The following is a 16190-nucleotide window of genomic DNA, read 5'->3' as shown; positions in this document are numbered from 1 at the left end:
GGTTATATACAAGAGCCGGGACCGCCTGAAAATGATAAGCCGCAGCTCCCTTGTTCAGCGTATAAATCAGAAATGTCTTCACGGTGGCTGCTCGGAATCACAAATCGGTCATCGTATTTGGCGATCGCAAGCAGCCGATACATGTCTTCAATTTGCTGTTCTGTTAAGCCGACACTGGAGATCAGTGCCGAGTCGATGGATTTATTCGTCTGGACCGCCCTCATATACTGGCGCATGACAGACATTTTCTTTAATGTGGACCGAATATGATCTGTATCACCGGCCGTTAATAGCTGCGCCAAATAGTCAATCGGAATCCTCATTTGGTCGATAGCCGGAAAAATGTCTTCCGCTGTTTGCCGGCTTCCCTCTCCTTCAAAGAGATTCATGATCGGACTCAAAGGAGGAATGTACCAAACCATCGGCAATGTCCGATACTCCGGATGAAGCGGCAGGGCAATTTTCCAGTCGATGATCATCTTATAAATGGGCGATTGCTGTGCAGCCTCTATCCATTCTGTCGGGATGCCCTGTTCTTTTGCTTGTTTAGCAACCTCGGGATCATTCGGATCAAGAAACACTTCTAATTGAGAATGATAGAGATCCTTTTCATTTTCTGCAGATGCCGCTTCCTCCACCTTATCCGCGTCATACAGCATGACGCCCAAATAACGGATTCTCCCTACACATGTTTCAGAGCAAATGGTCGGCAGTCCCGCCTCCAAACGCGGAAAGCAGAGTGTGCATTTTTCCGCTTTGTTCGTTTGCCAGTTAAAATAGACTTTTTTATAAGGACAGGATGAAACACAGTATCTCCATGAACGGCAGGCATTTTGATCCACGAGCACAATGCCGTCTTCCTCGCGTTTATACATGGCGCCGGACGGGCAGGACGAGACACATGCCGGGTTGATGCAGTGTTCACAGATGCGCGGAAGATACATCATAAAAACTTCATCGAATTCTGTTTTGATAGACTCCTCCATCTTTTGAACATTCGGATCTTCAAGTCCCGTAATATGTCCGCCCGCCAGATCATCCTCCCAGTTTGGCCCCCACTCAATATTCATAAAATCTCCTGTCAGCGACGATTTTGGCCGCGCTACGGGCTGATGTTTTTTCTGCGGACTGTTAGTCAGCGTTTCATAATCATAGTTCCAAGGCTCGTAGTAATCATCAATGGTTGGCTGATTCGGATTATAGAAAAGATTTGCAAGACGGTTGGTTTTCGGGCCTGATTTCAGCTCGAGCTTTCCTTTTTTTAAGGTCCAGCCGCCTTTATATTTGTCCTGATCCTCCCATTGCTTCGGATAGCCGATACCTGGCTTTGTTTCTACATTATTGAAATACATATATTCGGCACCGGAACGGTTTGTCCATGTGTTTTTGCAGGTCACGCTGCACGTGTGGCAGCCGATGCATTTATCTAAGTTCATGACCATTCCGATTTGCGCTTTAATCTTCAAGCCAATCGACCTCCTTCAGCTTGCGGATGACCACATTCAGATCGCGCTGATTCCCCGTAGGGCCATAGTAGTTAAAGCCGTAGCTGAGCTGGGCATAGCCGCCGATCATCTGTGTCGGCTTAACGTGAATCCTTGTCGGACTGTTATGGGTGCCTCCGCGGTTATTGGTCAGTTTTGTGCCGGGCACGTTGATGTGGCGGTCTTGGGCATGGTGCATAAACGCCATTCCTTTTGGTATCCGGTGAGACAGAACCGCTCTGGCTACGACAACACCATTTCGGTTAAAGCATTCAATCCAATCGTTGTCTTTGATATCCGTATCTGCCGCATCATCTTTATTCATCCATACTGTCGGCCCGCCGCGGAATAGCGTAAGCATCGGCAGGGAATCAAAATACATGCTGTGCACGGACCATTTATTATGCGGCGTTAAATAATTGAGAACGATTTCTTTGCCCTCTTGATCTGGCCGTTTGCTTAAGAAAGGGCGATGCTGGAGGATCGGTTTAAAGGTCGCCATCGTTTCCCCGAACTCCATCATCAGCTCATGATCGACATAATAGGATTGTCTGCCTGTCAGCGTACGCCAAGGGATTAATTTTTCCACATTTGTCGTAAACGGCGAATACCTGCGCCCGCCTTTTTCCGAGCCTGTAAATGCCGGAGATGTGATCACCGTTTTGGGCTGAGCCGTGATTTGTTCGAACGTAAAGCATTCTTCCTCCCGCTCTTCAGCCAGATCTTTCAGCTTCAGATTCGTGATGTCTTCAAGCGATTCCCATGCTTTTACGGCAACTTTTCCATTCGACGTGGACGAAAGGGTTAAAACGGCTTCTGCCGCCTGCTTGGCCTCGCTTATATTCGGACATCCCTTTGCGACACTGTCTGTGGTGACTTCTCCCAGCCTTTTTTTGAGTGATTCGTATTCATCGGCAATCGACCAGCTCATGCCTTTTGTTCCGCTTGGTTTTAAGGCGGCGTTTGGGCCGAGCGCGGTCATTTTATGAAAGATTTGTTTGTAGTCCCTTTCAACGACTTGAATGTTCGGCATTGTTTTCCCCGGGACGGCTTCGCATTCGCCTTTGCTCCAGTCCTTGATTTTTCCGAGAGGCTGCGCCATTTCCTGCATCGTGTCATGGAGGAGCGGTGCGGCGACAGCTTCTTTTACCGGCTTCATATCAACTTCTTCCGCGAGATTGGAGACGGCTTTTGATAAAGCCTTGAAAATATCCCAGTCCGACTTCGATTCCCAAGGAGCCGAAATAGCCGGGGCAAAGGGGTGGATAAACGGATGCATATCAGTGCTGCTGAGATCGTGTTTTTCATACCATGTCGCCGCCGGAAGCACGATATCGGAATACAAGGCGGTACCGGCCATTCGGAAATCGAGATTGATTAACAAATCGAGCTTTCCTTCCGGTGCCTGCTCGCGCCACTTGATTTCTTCAGGACGGATACTGTCGCTGGCGTCATTCATCAAGCCGTTCGTCGTTCCCAAGAGATGCTTGAGAAAATATTCATGCCCTTTTCCCGAACTGGAGATCAGATTCGCCCTCCACACGAACAGGTTTCTCGGAAAATTCGCTTCATTGTCAGGATCTTCAATGGCAAATTTCAGTTTTTTCTCTTGAAGCTGGCGGGCCACATAGTCAGCAACGTCTTTTGTTGTCTTCGCTCCCGCTTTTTCAGCTTCTTTGTACAGGTCAATTCCGTTTTTATCAAATGTCGGATAAGACGGAAGCCACCCGAGTCTTGCCGCCAGCACATTGTAGTCGGCGTGATGCTTGTAGCGGGAGGATGCCGCGATCGGAGATGCTAAGTCACTGACCGGCTGATCCTCGTAGCGCCACTGGTCAGTCGCAAAATAGAAAAAGGAAGTGCCGTTTTGCAGCTTTGGCGCCCCCTCCCAATCCTTAGCGTTGGCGATCGTCTGCCAGCCTTCAGCAGGACGGAGTTTTTCCTGTCCCACATAATGAGCCCAGCCTCCGCCGTTTACGCCTTGGGCGCCTACCAGTAAAACAAGATTTAACACCGCCCGGTAGATCGTGTCTGAGTTGAACCAGTGGTTGATCCCCGCTCCTACGATAATCATGGACCGGCCCTCTGTATCGATCGCATTTTGAGCAAATTCCCTGGCAATGTTAATGACCATCTCTTTTTTGATCCCTGTCACCTGCTCCTGCCAGGCTGGCGTAAACGGCTCAGGATCGTCATACGAGCAGGCTGATTTTGCCCCGATCCCCCGATTCACGCCGTAGTTAGCCAAAATCAAGTCAAATACGGTTGTGACATACACATCCTCATTGTCCAGCGCCAGTTTTTTTATAGGCAGATCTCGCTCAAGCACTCTGTTCCCCTCATTTGAGAAATAAGGGATTCGAACCGTGCCGATTTCGTCCTCTATGCCGAGCACCGAAAGCCGGGGTTCAATCGATTCGCCTGTTTCTTCATCTATCATGTGCAGGTTCCATTTCTTTTGGCCGTCCCAGCGGGAGCCTATTGTTCCTTGCGGGATCGCGAATGCGCTTGTACGTTCATTCCACACCGCAGGCTTCCACTGATCATGCTCCGTCTGCCGCCCGATGTCCTTTGCATGAAGAAAACGCCCGGCCGTATACACGCCATCCTCTTTAGTTAGAGTGACAAAGAACGGGAAATCCGTATATTGCTTTGCATACTCTATGAAACGCTCTGTCTTCTGATTAACGTAAAACTCCTGCAGGATCACATGACCCATCGCCATCGCAAGCGCGCCGTCTGTTCCTTGGCGGATGCTCAGCCAGTCATCTGCAAATTTAGAGGATTCCGCGAAATCCGGGCTGATTGAGATGACCTTAGCGCCTTTATAGCGGGCTTCTGCCAAAAAATGCGCATCCGGCGTCCTCGTTAACGGCACATTGGAGCCCCATGTGATGATATAGCCTGAGTTGTACCAATCACTGCTTTCCGGGACGTCTGTCTGGTCGCCCCAGATTTGCGGGGATGCCGGGGGAAGATCCGCATACCAATCATAGAAACTGAGCATAGGGCCGCCAATCAAAGACATAAACCGCGAGCCTGACGCATGGCTGATCATAGACATAGCCGGAATCGGAGAAAACCCGATATTCCGGTCAGGGCCGTATGTTATAACCGTATACAGCAAAGAAGCAGAAATCAGCTTCAGCACCTCCGGCCATTCAGCGCGCACAAAGCCGCCCTTTCCCCGCGCCTGTTTATAGGACTTCGCTTTATCCGGATTTTCAACGATCGATTTCCATGCTTCCAAAGGGTTTTGATGAGCCTGCAATGCTTCCCGCCACAAATTGATCAGCACACTGCGCACGTACGGATATTTCACACGGAGCGGGCTGTAAATATACCATGAAAAACTGGCCCCCCGCGGACAGCCTCTCGGTTCGAAATCAGGCATATCCGGGCCGGTTGACGGATAATTCAAGTTTTGACCCTCCCACGTGACGATGCCGTTTTTCACGTATATATTCCAGCTGCAGGACCCTGTGCAGTTGACACCGTGGGTAGAGCGGACGACCTTATCGTACTGCCATCTGTTTCTGTATACATTCTCCCAATCACGATCTTCATAGGTTGTTTGGCTATGTTTATTTGATTGATGCTCAATAGGAGAGAAATAGTTTAATCTCCTAAACAACGGACTCATTTTCTTTTTTTTCATGAATATTTCACTCCTTCCGAGTCAGGTATTCTAAATTCACTATATACAGAGGCAGGATGTTTCCTTGTGAACTATGTCACACACTCCCCTTTTTTCACAGAAAGTTCACATGAGGAAGAAGGAATGGAAATACCGAACAAAAAACCCGGTTCCTTTTAGGAATCGGGCTCAGCGTTTTCGTCCTGAGATCTATGCATGTATCGCAAAAACAGCTCATAAGAGAAAAAGACATTTTGCTGGAGCATCACCAGAAAATTCATCTGCAGCTGCGGATAATAGGACATGATTTTCTTTAATATGTAAAAAGGGATATTGAGCATAAGAATGTCTTCGGATGTTCGGACTGAAATGAATGGAGATAAGAACATCCCGCCTTTTTGATCAATGGGAAACACATCGCCTTTTTCCCACAGCGCCACGGTTTGCGACCCTTCAGGCAGCCTGCTGTCAATAAAACGAATACTGCCTTTTAATACAATATAAATGGATTGAGAATGGAGAAAAGATGGATCCTGATCACATGAACCGCGGATAAACGTCCCGTTATTCAGCAATGTTTCGACAATGGATAGAGGCACTTCATTAAACATAGGAAGTTGTTTCAAAAAAAATAAATAGTCACACTGATTCATAGGGAAGCCTCCTGTGCTAAGGATAGCTTTAGTGTAGCCCGGCCGATCCATGACAGCAGTGATGTATTTCACAGATGATATGATGAATGTCACTTATTGGCGGTATTTTTGCTTTTATAATGAAACAAGAAAGGAGTGTTTCGATGAAGGCGCTTATTCCGAAGCAGCACGGCGCTTGGGCCATGCTGCTGATTCCGTTTTGCCTCGGTATGGTGAAGGGAGGAGCGGTTCTTTGGCATATACCCCTATTTTTAGGCTGGCTTTTTCTTTATTTGGCTGTTTATCCTGTTACGCTGGCATTAAAAAAGAAACAAATCAAACCCTATCAAAAGTGGATAATTTCTTACAGTTTTCCAGCCTGCAGCTTTTTGCTTGCCGCTGTCATCCATAAGCCGTCTTTTATCTGGCTTGCCTTTTCTTTGCTGCCGCTGTTTCTCATTCATGTGTATTATGCCCGGCTAAAAAATGAACGAGCGCTGCTGAATGATTTTGCGGGCGTCTTATTCTTTTGTACAGGCGGACTCGCCAGCTGCTGGCTGGGGACGGAGACTCTTGACGGCTGGGCATGGTTTATTTTCGCACAATCTGCTTTGTTTTTTATCGGAAGTTCATTTTATGTGAAGTCGGTGATCCGGGAGAAGAATAATAGAGTATTTGCTTACTGGTCGTGGGGCTATCACCTGATCCTCCCCTTACTTTCCGCAGCTCTCGGAGGTGGATGGGCCGTTCTCGCCTTTATCCCCAGCAGTTTGCGTGCATGGTTTTTTCACGGAAAGAAGTGGCCTGTTCAAACGATCGGCATACTTGAAATCGTCAATGCGTGCTTCTTTTTCGCCATCATGTGTATTTGGCTAACAAGATAAAAACAAGGACATATTGCTGTCCTTGTTTCCTCTTAATCAATATTACAAATCTCTAACGGGCAATTTTCGCACTCAATCTCACACCGTAAATAGTCCCGCTGATGCAGTACAATCTTTCCGGAATCCTCTATTGAAATAACCCCTTGTTTGCGGAGATCCCCCAGCATGCGGTTGACGCTCTCTCTTGCAGCCGCGCAAAATTTTGCCAAATCCTGGTTTGTCAGGGCAATGTTAATGAGAATACCGTCACTCCGGTTCACCCCATAGCTGTTTGACAAGCGGATGAGGGTGGAGTAGAGCGCCCCTTTTTTGCCATGAAGAAGAAGGTCTCTGATTTTGGATTGAATTTTGCGCAAATGGGTGCTCATCCATTTCATAAATTCAAATGTCAAAGCACCGTTGTGGATAAGTTCCTTTTCAAGTCTGCTCTTATTGATGACGAGCACTTCGCCATCCTCCAGTACTTTTGCACTGAGCATATATCTCGGTTCTTCTGTGAAAAGTGTTAATTCACCGACAATATCATTTTTTTGGCAGATTCTAAGCGTCAGGTCTTTGCCGTCAGCCGTAAGCTTCCCGATTTCAATGAGTCCTGACTGAATCAGATAAAGCTCTTCTGCATCCATTCCTTCTCGAAACAGGTATGTGTGTTTTTCGATTTTTCTTTTTGTGCTGATGGATTCCAGCAATTGATGAAGATCACTGGAAATAAGATCCTTATCAGATGTTCGAACAGAGAGAAAGTTCATGAGCTCACCTCGAAGAAAAGTCACGTTGTGTATCTATTGTAACGTGAAATCATTTGCGCTTTTCAGAAAAAACTTACAATCTCGTGAATTCCCCAATCGCCGGCGGCCCGTCAGTTTACGCTGTGCCCGCTTCTCTCTGTGTGTGTTTTCATTCTTTCCTGCCAATACATCCATATGACAATGACAAAGCTTGCTAACGCGACTTCCGAAAGCGCCATAAATCCGATGGCGTATTGTCCCGTCGCCTGAAATACACTCGCCAGGATCAGCGGAGGGAAAAAGCCGCCTAATCCGCCCATGGCAGACACAACTCCGTTGGCGATTCCCGCCTGCTTAGAAAAATAGAAAGGAACCAGTTTAAAAACCGTCCCGTTTCCAATCCCGGAGCACACCGCAACCGTTAACGCCCCAAAGGCATAAATGCCGATCGTCGGCGAAAACGACAGGATGACGCCCGATAATGTCAGGCCGGCAAAGACAAACATCAGGATGCGGAGCGGACTCACTTTATCAGCCAGCCACCCGCCCGCCGGCCTGAGCAGCGTGGATACAGCAATAAAACCTGCCGTCCGCAGCCCGGCATCCGCAGGACTCAGATCAAACTGCTCAACAAGAAAGTTTGGCAGATAGATTGTAAAAGCGACAAAGGCGCCAAACGTAATAAAATAAAAGAGACTCAGAAACCACAGCACATGATTTCGGTAAACGGCTTTGATTTGAGTCTTTACGGACACCTTCACTTTCTTCTCATGCCGGTCACCGAAGAAAAAGTGCAGCAAAGCAAATAAAGCCAACAGAGCCATATACATTTGCACCGTACTTTTCCACCCCGCCGCTTGAGCAATCACGGGAGCTGCAAATGTAGTGATCGCGGTTCCGATATTCCCGGCACCGTAAATACCGTTTACAACGCCATGTTTTTCTTTAGGATAGTACTTCGGAAGAGATGTAACCCCAATGGAAAAAACGGCTCCCCCAATCCCTAAGAAAAAACCGCCCGCGATTAAATCAAACAGGGAATCTGCAATACTGATCCAAAATACAGGGAATAAAAGCAATATAAAGCTGATCATAAAAATGATCCGCGCGCCAAACCTGTTGGTCAAATACCCCAGCGGAATGCGGAGAAGCGATCCTAATATAACGGGTATGGCCGTTACCAAGGAAATTTCGCCTTTGCTCAAATGAATATCTAATGTGATTTGGGAAATAAGTGACGAAATCAGCACCCAAACCATAAACCCTGCCACCAAGCTTAATGACTGCAGCGATAATTGAAAGTGTTGACGGTTAATCATTCGGCTTGCCCCTTTCACTGATTCAATAATCAGCCTTATCATACAAAAACTCGGCGAGGAAGATTGTGAACTATATCACACGATTTTTTAACAAAAAAGGACAAAGCCCTCTGGCTTTGTCCTTTCAGCTTGGTTACATTTTTTCAGGAGCCGATACGCCGATCAATTGAAGCGCGTTGTTCAGCGTGATTTGCGTTGCTTTCATTAAAGCTAAGCGCGCGCGGCTTTTCTCTTCGTTTTCAGGGTCGATGACTTTCTCCGCATTGTAGAAGCTGTGCAGAGCTGAAGCCAAGTCATAAATATAATTCGTCACACGGTGCGGAATTCGTTTTTCCGCCGCTTCCGCCACTGCCTCTGGGAAGCCGCCGATTGTTTTCAGCAGATCATATTCTTTTTCTGATTGAATAGGGCTGAAATCAAGGTCTGCCGCCGGCTTAAGTCCTCGCTCTTCCCCTTGGCGAAGCATGCTGCAAATGCGGGCATGTGCGTATTGCGCATAATACACAGGGTTTTCGTTAGATGTTGATACAGCAAGATCCAAGTCAAAATCCATATGCGTATCAGCGCTGCGCATCGCGAAGAAATAACGCACGGCATCCAGGCCAACTTCGTCAATCAGGTCGCGCATCGTTACCGCTTTCCCCGTCCGTTTGCTCATTTTCATTTTCTCGCCGTTTTTGTAAAGGTGCACGAGCTGAATGATTTCTACTTCCAACGTTCCTTTTTCATAGCCAAGCGCTTCGATTGCCGCTTTCATACGCGGGATGTAGCCGTGGTGGTCGGCGCCCCATACGTTGACCAGCTTATCAAAGCCGCGGTCAAGCTTGTCCTTATGGTAGGCGATATCAGGAAGCAGGTATGTGTATGTGCCGTCCTTTTTGATCAGTACTCGGTCTTTGTCATCTCCGAACGTTGTGGAACGGAACCAAGTCGCACCGTCTTCCTCATAGACATGGCCTTTCTCACGCAGCGCGTCCAGCGCCTTATCGATTTTTCCGTTTTGGTACAGTGATGTTTCAGAATACCACACGTCAAACGGCACGCGGAAGTTTTCCAAGTCTACGCGAAGCTTCTCCAGCTCGTATTTCAAACCGTACTCACGGAAAAATGCGAGGCGTTCGCTTTCTTCTTCGTTGACGAAACGGTCGCCGTATTCCTCAGCGAGACGCTTTCCGATTGAAATGATATCCTCACCGCGGTAGCCGTCCTCCGGCATCGGTTTTTCCAGTCCAAGCGCTTCAAAGTAACGGACTTCTACAGAAAGCGCCAGGTTGTTAATCTGGTTTCCAGCATCGTTAATGTAGTATTCGCGGCTCACATCGTAACCCGCTTTTGCAAGCACATTGCACAAGGAATCGCCGACAGCCGCACCGCGCGCGTGGCCTAAGTGAAGGTCCCCCGTCGGATTTGCAGATACGAATTCCACTTGAACGCGTTCGCCGTTTCCGATGTTTGTTTCTCCATACGCGTCTCCCGCTTCCAATACAGACGGGATCAGCTTCGTTAAATATTGATTGTTCATATAGAAATTGATAAAACCAGGACCGGCGATATCAAGCTTTTCAATAGAAGCCTTTCCTTTATCAAAAGAAGCGACAATTTCCTCAGCGATTTGGCGCGGCGCTTTTTTCGCGATTCTCGCGAGCTGCATCGCCATATTTGTTGAATAATCGCCGTGTGTTTTATCCTTCGGTGTTTCTAAAATGACATTTGGAATCTGGCTTTCTTCAGCCAGTCCCGCTTTCAGAACGGCTGCTCTGATTTCTTCTTTCAGCACGTCCTTCATTTGTTCCGCAATGTTCATGCGTGAGTTCCTCCCTCATACGTGATCGTCATATTATGTAAATGCTGCTGCTCGTCTCCGACATGCATATCATATGCGATACTGATACGGCCTTGTTCTTCGCCGAGATCAGATTGAATCGATTTTGTGCTCGTTTTCAGCTCAAGCTCACCAAATGACATTTTATATTTGGCGATTGTGGAAGCTCCAGTTACGAAACGCTGGTTCATTTTGACAGCGCCTGATCTCATAACAAGCACTTCGCCTTCGCTTACTTTTACAATCGTTTTCACTTTGCCTAAGTCGTGTTCTTCATAATAAGATAGATACACTTTATTCTGTTTCACATAGTAAAATCCGGTAGTGCGGAATTCGATCACTTCTTCGTTTCCGTCATCCTCGATCACAGATTTCACATGGATTGTTATCGGTGTCTCTTGCTTCATTCTGACACGTCCTTTTCATCTTTCCACTTTGACTTGAATAGTATAATCATTCGGTTTGTAAACTTCAACTGCTTCTATCTTACCATCATTGCTCATCAGATTTGAAGATAAACCTCAGAAAAAGCAATTCCTTTATAGAAGAGAAAATCATACCACTGATTACCTTTAGGAAATATTACATTTTTCCGAATTCTACCGTTTACAATTCACATTTTCTTCAAAATATATGTATTGAAATGGTAATTTGATAGTTTTAATATAAAAGTACATCAAAGATCTGCTAGAAAAACAAAAAAAGGGAGGATTCAATTATGAAAAAAGCTGTCATTGTAGAAAACAAAGGTTGCGCGACATGTTCAATCGGAGCCGCTTGTTTAGTGGACGGACCTATCCCTGATTTTGAAATTGCCGGTGCAACAGGTCTATTCGGTCTCTGGGGATAAGGTTCTCCGGAAAAGGGCATAGTAAATTACTATGCCCTTTTTAACTAAAATACAAATTTTAACTAAAATCTACATCTTGGTTATACATACACAGTGATTTTTATATTTGAATCATATGTATAGGGGATGGTATTTTGTTTATAGAGCAGATGTTTCCATTTATTAATGAAAGTGTAAGAGTCCACCAGTTGCCTGAGGGCGGTGTGCTGGAAATTGACTACATGCGTGATAACGTCTCGATCTCTGATTTTGAATACTTAGATCTCAACAAAACGGCTTACGAGCTTTGTATGCTGATGGACGGTCAAAGAACGGCTGAACAGATTTTAGAAGAGCAATGCGCAAAGTATGATGAGTCGCCGGAAGACCATAAGGACTGGTACTATGACATGCTCAGCATGCTTTTGAACAAGCAGGTCATTCAGCTTGAAAACCGGGCCCGCTTTCACAAAATCGCCACCAGCGGAAGCAATGAATTTCCGATGCCGCTGCATGCCACCTTTGAGCTGACGCACCGCTGCAATTTAAAGTGCGCCCACTGCTATTTAGAAAGCTCGCCGGAAGCGCTCGGCACCGTATCCATTGATCAATTTAAGAAAACGGCTGATATGCTGTATGATAACGGCGTTTTAACGTGTGAAATCACAGGCGGCGAAATTTTCGTCCATCCAAACGCCAATGAGATTCTTGAATATGTGTTAAAGAAATTCAAAAAAGTCGCCGTCTTAACCAACGGAACGCTGATGCGAAAAGAAAGCCTGGAGATGTTAAAAGCCTATAAGCAAAAAATCATCGTCGGCATATCACTGGATAGCGTACAGTCCGAAGTGCATGATTCATTTAGAGGGAGAAAAGGCTCTTTTGCCCAAACCTGTAAAACGATAAAATTGTTGAGTGATCATGGTATTTTTGTCAGAGTCGCCATGTCGGTTTTCGAAAAAAACATGTGGGAAATCCACGATATGGCCCAAAAGGTGCGCGATCTCGGGGCGAAAGCGTTCTCTTACAATTGGGTTGATGATTTCGGAAGAGGCAGAGATATTGTCCATCCGACGAAAGATGCCGAACAGCACCGCAAATTTATGGAGTACGAGCAAAATGTCATTGATGAATTTAAAGATTTGATCCCGATCATTCCGTATGAAAGAAAACGTGCGGCGAACTGCGGCGCCGGCTGGAAATCAATTGTGATCAGCCCGTTCGGAGAAGTACGACCGTGCGCACTCTTCCCGAAGGAATTTTCATTGGGAAATATATTTCATGATTCATATGAAAGCATCTTTGACTCCCCTCTTGTCCATAAATTGTGGAAAGCGCAGGCGCCGCGGTTCAGCGAGCATTGCATGAAAGACAAATGCCCGTTCAGCGGCTATTGCGGAGGCTGTTACTTAAAAGGGCTGAACTCCAACAAATACCACAGAAAAAACATCTGCTCCTGGGCGAAAAATGAACAATTAGAAGATGTGGTCCAGCTTATTTAGGAGGGAAACAATTTGTCACCAGCACAAAGAAAAATGTTACTGTATATCCTTTCATTTATTTTTGTCATCGGCGCGGTCGTCTACTTCGTAAAAAGCGATTATGTGTTTACGCTGATTTCTATCGCCATCGCCATTATTTTCGGTATGCGCGCGCGGAAGGCTGACTCGCGATGAGCATTTTGGATATACACGATGTATCCGTGTGGTACGAGCAAGACAACGTCATCTTAGAAAACGTAGATTTACATTTAGAAAAAGGCGCCGTTTACGGACTGCTTGGGGTAAACGGCGCCGGAAAAACAACGCTGATCAATACGCTGACAGGGGTAAACCGCAATTTCAGCGGGCACTTTACGCTGTGCGGCATTGAAGCGGACGCCGGCATGCCGCAGAAAACATCAGATGAGCTGAAGATCCGCCGCTACTTTGCTGCCGATTATCCGCTTCTATTTACAGAAATTACGGCGAAGGACTATGTTTCTTTCGTTCATTCTTTGTATCAGAAAGATTTCTCAGAGCAGCAATTTAACAGTTTGGCAGAGGAATTTCACTTTTCCCAATACACAAACCGGAGAATTTCCGAGCTGTCCCTCGGCAACAGGCAAAAGGTTGTGTTGATGACCGGGCTATTGCTCGGGGCTCCCCTGTTTATTTTGGATGAGCCGCTTGTCGGCTTAGATGTGGAGTCAATAGAGGTCTTTTATCAGAAAATGCAGGAGTATTGCAAGGCAGGCGGAACGATTTTGTTTTCTTCCCATTTGCTCGACGTGGTGCAGAGATTTTGTGATTATGCGGCCATTCTTCATCACAAACAGATCCGGAAGGTCATTCCGATTAGAGAGGAGACTGATCTTCGGCGTGAATTTTTTGAGGTGATCGGCCATGAATAACCTGTTTCCGATTCTGTCATTGCTGTTCAAACAGCTTTACGGCCGCCAAGGAAAAAAAGACGCCATTCGCATCACCGCAGGGCTTGCCGTTTTGGCCTTGTTTGAAATCGGGCTGATCCGCCAGGCAGGCATTGATGAATCAACCTTAGGAAAAACATACATCACGCTCGCGCTTCTGTTTATGAATGCGTACATGGTGTTTCTCTCTGTTACATCCCAATGGAAGGAATCTTACATGAAGCTGAGCTGTCTATTGCCGATCTCTTCCCGGAGCTTCTGGCTCGCTCAGAGTGCGGTTTTGTTTGTTGATACTTGCTTGAGAAGGACGCTGTTTTTTTTCATATTACCGCTGTTCTTATTCGGAAACGGAACGCTGTCAGGAGCACAAACCCTGTATTGGCTCGGCAGATTTTCGTTTTTTACTGTCTATTCGATTATTTTCGGCGTTTTGTTAAGCAATCTTTTCGTCAAAAAAAGGAGAACGGCACTCCTGCTGCATGCGGCGGCATTTACCTGCGTGTGCTTCAGTGCGGCTTTGATGCCTGCCGTGACGATCCCGCTATGTGCGATTCATATGCTCTGGGCTATTGTGATTGACTTCCCTTCATTTTTGCAGGCGCCTCAGCAGCAGAGCAAAATGCATTCTTTTATGCGGACATCAGAATTTTCGTTTTATAAAAGAGAATGGAACCGGTTTATTTCCTCCAAAGCGATGCTGTTAAATTATATCGTAATGGGGGCATTCAGCGGCTTCTTTTCGTTTCAGATGATGAACACCGGCATTGCCGATCAGCATGTCGTCTATATCGTAATTAGCGCTCTCCTGCTGATCTGCTCACCGATTGCTTTATTGTATTCTCTTGAAAAAAATGACCGGATGCTGCTGATCACGCTTCCGATTAAACGCAGAACGATGCTTTGGGCGAAATATCGCTTTTATTCCGGTTTATTGGCCGGCGGGTTTATTTTGATTGCCATGATTATGGGCTTGATCAGCGGCCGGCCGATTTCCCTTTTGACTTTTTTGCAGTGTATGGAATTGCTGCTGGCAGGGGCTTATATTCGGTTAATTTCAGATGAAAAAAAGCCGTCCTTCAGCTGGCAGACGGAGCAGCAGCTCTGGAGCGGTTTCTCTAAATACCGTTCCTATGTATTTTGTATCCCTCTTTTTTTAGCTACTTTAACAGGCACTGTTATTTCCTTGGCAGTCATTCCGATTGCCGGGCTGATCATTGTCTATTTACTGCAAAAACAGGATGGTGGTTTCTTTGATACAAGCGGAAAAAGAGAACGACTTGGAAGTTAACCTGCTGACGACTGATCAATTTTCAACCATCTCGATTGCCGCGAGCTTTCTGAAGCCGATCGAAAGCGCGGCGGAACCTGAAGAAGAAACGATCTATTTTTATGGCGCGGCTGCACACCAGAAGCAAAACATCATCAACACTTTCGGCTATGCCGCCGGCCGCCGCTTCATGTATTCAGCAAATCTCTTTTTTGACCGGCAGCTGAAAACGTACGGGACCCGCATGATTCATCCGTTATATGCTGAGGGATTTCATACAGATGCCGTTCTGAACACCTTTGTTGACATGTCCTCCTTTCCGGCTTCTCTTTCTGCCAGCGCAGCGGAAAAGGCAAAAGCTGAACTGCTGCTGAAAATGGAAAAGACATTCGCTGACCCGTTCTCCTATTCAGCAGCCCGTCTGGCGGAGGAAGCCTTTGGAAACCCGATGTACGGCACTGCCATGTTTGGCCGGAAAGACAAGCTTATGGCTGTGCATCCTAAACGTTTTCTGGATGCGTCGGAATTTATCGCTGATTTATTTTCTCAGCAGAAAAAGCTGAACATATTAGGAAACATACAGTCATGTGATGTTCAGGGACATGCCCCACAGGCGTCTGCCATGTCTGCTGTAAGAAAACCCGTGAATCAGGATATTTTCGAAACAGAGACACGCAGCACAGCAGGTCCGTCCGTTATGACACTTGGCTTTGACTGCGGAGACATGAAAGATGTCCGCGATTATTTAGCCATCCAGCTGATAGACGGATTGCTCGGCAAGTACGGCCATTCCGCTTTATTTCGGCATTTTCGCGAAAAAGATCTGGCCGTTTATCATGTGATCACCCGCTATGACATCATGAGCAATATGCTGCTTGTTTCCGTATGCACCGACCAGCTTCATGAAAACGAGATTCCTCCAAGAGTTTTGGAAGCTGTATCGCGTTTCCACGCGGATGAACCGGAATTAAAAAAGGCACAACAATTTTTAATCAATGAAATCCTGCTGCAATTTGATTCTCCTGAAGGACTCTTAGCCTATATGGGAATCCTGCGCCGTTTCTCTTGCAAAAAAGAAGACTTGCTGGACAGCATCTCAGCGGTCACGTGCCGCGATTTGCTGCAATTCATCAAAAATCTTACATATATCGGAGCTCATGTAGTAAGGGGATGAGAGA

14 protein-coding genes and 1 pseudogene are annotated in these 16190 nt (G+C 46.5%); 8 read left to right on the top strand and 7 right to left on the bottom strand.

Features of this window, described 5'->3' with window-relative positions; genetic code table 11:
* Window positions 1–2: 2 nt before the first annotated feature.
* The 3 genes from narH to KXD37_RS07860 all read right to left on the bottom strand — a co-directional run bounded on the left by narH (window position 3) and on the right by KXD37_RS07860 (window position 5774).
* Window positions 3–1466 carry a nitrate reductase subunit beta gene (gene narH / locus KXD37_RS07870; RefSeq protein WP_254517922.1) on the bottom strand — a complete coding sequence of 488 codons (1464 nt, stop codon included), beginning with the start codon at window positions 1464–1466 and terminating at the stop codon, window positions 3–5.
* Entirely contained in the window at window positions 1456–5142 is a 3687-nt protein-coding gene (locus KXD37_RS07865) for a nitrate reductase subunit alpha (protein ID WP_263463464.1), read from the bottom strand. Before KXD37_RS07865 ends, narH begins: the two co-directional genes overlap by 11 nt.
* A 155-nt stretch (window positions 5143–5297) precedes the next feature.
* Window positions 5298–5774 carry a Crp/Fnr family transcriptional regulator gene (locus KXD37_RS07860; RefSeq protein ID WP_024123206.1) on the bottom strand — a complete coding sequence of 159 codons (477 nt, stop codon included), beginning with the start codon at window positions 5772–5774 and terminating at the stop codon, window positions 5298–5300.
* 143 nt (window positions 5775–5917) lie between these two features.
* Between KXD37_RS07860 and KXD37_RS07855 the strand changes: the two genes are divergently transcribed.
* A complete protein-coding gene (locus KXD37_RS07855) occupies window positions 5918–6637 on the top strand; it encodes a YwiC-like family protein (protein ID WP_106019729.1) in 720 nt (239 codons plus the stop codon).
* Between the two features lie 32 nt (window positions 6638–6669).
* Here the strand turns inward: KXD37_RS07855 and KXD37_RS07850 are convergent, their stop codons facing one another.
* From KXD37_RS07850 to KXD37_RS07835, 4 genes are all read right to left on the bottom strand, one after another.
* Window positions 6670–7386 carry a Crp/Fnr family transcriptional regulator gene (locus KXD37_RS07850; protein ID WP_101864901.1) on the bottom strand — a complete coding sequence of 239 codons (717 nt, stop codon included), beginning with the start codon at window positions 7384–7386 and terminating at the stop codon, window positions 6670–6672.
* Between the two features lie 110 nt (window positions 7387–7496).
* Entirely contained in the window at window positions 7497–8684 is a 1188-nt protein-coding gene (locus tag KXD37_RS07845) for a nitrate/nitrite transporter (protein ID WP_024123209.1), read from the bottom strand.
* A 133-nt stretch (window positions 8685–8817) separates the two neighbouring features.
* Window positions 8818–10488 carry an arginine--tRNA ligase gene (gene argS / locus KXD37_RS07840; protein WP_254517923.1) on the bottom strand — a complete coding sequence of 557 codons (1671 nt, stop codon included), beginning with the start codon at window positions 10486–10488 and terminating at the stop codon, window positions 8818–8820.
* Window positions 10485–10913 (bottom strand): DUF1934 domain-containing protein, encoded by a 429-nt coding sequence (locus tag KXD37_RS07835; protein ID WP_024123211.1) that lies wholly within the window; start codon window positions 10911–10913, stop codon window positions 10485–10487. The genes argS and KXD37_RS07835 overlap by 4 nt, the downstream gene beginning before the upstream one ends.
* Before the next feature lie 311 nt (window positions 10914–11224).
* Here KXD37_RS07835 and sboA point away from each other — a divergent pair, with 311 nt between their 5' ends.
* The 7 genes and pseudogenes from sboA to KXD37_RS07800 all read left to right on the top strand — a co-directional run bounded on the left by sboA (window position 11225) and on the right by KXD37_RS07800 (window position 16186).
* Complete coding sequence (gene sboA / locus KXD37_RS07830) at window positions 11225–11356, top strand: subtilosin A (RefSeq protein WP_003222002.1); 132 nt, start codon at window positions 11225–11227, stop codon at window positions 11354–11356.
* Window positions 11313–11453 (top strand): annotated as a pseudogene (locus KXD37_RS24095) (bacteriocin biosynthesis protein). The gene sboA and the pseudogene KXD37_RS24095 overlap by 44 nt, the downstream one beginning before the upstream one ends.
* A gap of 37 nt (window positions 11454–11490) precedes the next feature.
* Entirely contained in the window at window positions 11491–12837 is a 1347-nt protein-coding gene (gene albA / locus KXD37_RS07820; RefSeq protein ID WP_044159802.1) for a subtilosin maturase AlbA, read from the top strand.
* Window positions 12838–12849: 12 nt separating this feature from the next.
* Window positions 12850–13011: an antilisterial bacteriocin subtilosin biosynthesis protein AlbB gene (albB, locus tag KXD37_RS07815; protein ID WP_059292334.1), complete on the top strand. Its 162-nt coding sequence runs from the start codon at window positions 12850–12852 to the stop codon at window positions 13009–13011.
* A complete protein-coding gene (locus KXD37_RS07810) occupies window positions 13008–13727 on the top strand; it encodes an ATP-binding cassette domain-containing protein (protein ID WP_106019731.1) in 720 nt (239 codons plus the stop codon). Before albB ends, KXD37_RS07810 begins: the two co-directional genes overlap by 4 nt.
* The gene (locus KXD37_RS07805; RefSeq protein ID WP_188323348.1) at window positions 13720–15033 is read left to right on the top strand and encodes a bacteriocin biosynthesis protein AlbD; all 1314 of its coding nucleotides are present in this window, start codon (window positions 13720–13722) and stop codon (window positions 15031–15033) included. The genes KXD37_RS07810 and KXD37_RS07805 overlap by 8 nt, the downstream gene beginning before the upstream one ends.
* Window positions 15023–16186, top strand: coding sequence for an insulinase family protein (locus tag KXD37_RS07800; protein ID WP_106019944.1), 1164 nt, complete (start codon window positions 15023–15025; stop codon window positions 16184–16186). Before KXD37_RS07805 ends, KXD37_RS07800 begins: the two co-directional genes overlap by 11 nt.
* Window positions 16187–16190 lie beyond the last annotated feature (4 nt).

The sequence above is a fragment of the Bacillus sp. XT-2 genome (assembly GCF_025696525.1).
Lineage (GTDB): Bacteria > Bacillota > Bacilli > Bacillales > Bacillaceae > Bacillus > Bacillus halotolerans.
The sequence above is the reverse complement of the archived record's forward strand: the minus strand, read 5'-3'. Positions and strand labels throughout refer to the sequence as shown.